The sequence below is a fragment of the Gilliamella intestini genome, assembly GCF_900094935.1.
Taxonomy (GTDB): Bacteria; Pseudomonadota; Gammaproteobacteria; order Enterobacterales; family Orbaceae; genus Gilliamella; species Gilliamella intestini.
Genome location: NZ_FMBA01000104.1, coordinates 1 through 1445 on the forward strand (window position 1 = coordinate 1; position 1445 = coordinate 1445).

Here is a 1445-nt window from a genome sequence, read left to right on the forward strand (position 1 = left end):
TTGTTTTTTGCAGAATGATTATAACTCACATTATGCCGTCTAAAAAATAATTACGAAAGATCAACACGCCCTAACACCTACATAAAAATTTTTAACAATTTAACGATCTTGGTACAAGAAATTACGCCTAATATAACGCTACATTATACAGGCTAACATCGCTTTACCTTGGCTTATTTCACACAAAAAATGATCAGGTTGAATAAAATATCTTATTAGAATAATTCCATATATATATTTAAAAAGCACTGATTGTTCTAACTTGCATATTTTCATTTTCTAGTTTAATTTAGGTATTCTGATTAATAAATAATTAAAGAGTAAACATGACGATATCTTTTAGAGATCAGCAGCAACGCATAAATTTTGTAAAACAATTTTTTTCTGAGCAATTGGCAGCAAATTTATCGCTTATTGAAATACAAGCACCTATATTAAGTCTAGTCGGTGATGGTATTCAAGATAATTTGTCAGGAAAAGAAAATGCAGTACAAGTCAAAGTTAAAGCTATTCCTAATTCTCAATTTGAAGTCGTTCACTCTCTTGCTAAATGGAAGCGTAAAATTTTAAGTGATCATCACTTTCAAGTTGGAGAAGGTTTATACACCAACATGAAAGCATTACGGCCTGATGAAGATCAACTGTCACCAATTCATTCGGTTTATGTGGATCAATGGGACTGGGAAAAAGTAATACGCCCTGAAGATCGTACATTAACTTATTTAAAACAAACCGTTGAAAAAATTTATTTAGCTATCAAAACCACTGAAAAAGCAGTATCTGAAAGGTACCATTTATCACGTTTTTTACCAGAATCTATTACATTTATGGAGAGTGAGCAGCTATTAAAACGTTACCCAAATCTTTCGCCAAAAGAACGAGAAAATGCTATTTCTAAAGAGCTAGGCGCTGTTTTTTTAATTGGAATTGGTGGCAAATTGTCTAATAATGAAAGACATGATATTAGAGCACCCGATTATGATGATTGGAGTTCTGACAACGAAATGGGGTCTAAAGGCTTAAACGGCGATATTTTGGTTTGGAATCCTATATTAGGCAGTGCATTTGAAATTTCATCAATGGGGATTCGCGTTAATCCAGAAGCACTAAAACGTCAGTTAAACATCACTAATGACCAATCACGACTAGAATATAGTTGGCATAAAGCTTTAATCAATGGTGAGCTACTACAAACAATTGGAGGAGGAATTGGGCAATCACGCTTGGTCATGTTACTTTTACAACAAAAGCACATTGGGCAAGTGCAAGCAAGTGTTTGGAGTGATGAGGTAAAAGCAAATTACAGCGATTTGCTATAATTGCCTTCCTACAAAAATAGGGCATTTAGCCCTCAGATTGATGACAAAGAACTCGCTTTTTGGCGAGTTCTTTGATCTAATAGAGAGGAGTCCATTATAAGAGGAATTCTTCTATGCTAAAAAAAC

1 protein-coding gene is annotated in these 1445 nt (G+C 33.8%); it reads left to right on the forward strand.

What is annotated here, in order from left to right:
• Positions 1 to 326 precede the first annotated feature (326 nt).
• Positions 327 to 1319 (forward strand): aspartate--ammonia ligase, encoded by a 993-nt coding sequence (asnA, locus tag GA0061080_RS12230; protein WP_091126238.1) that lies wholly within the window; start codon positions 327 to 329, stop codon positions 1317 to 1319.
• Positions 1320 to 1445: the final 126 nt, after the last annotated feature.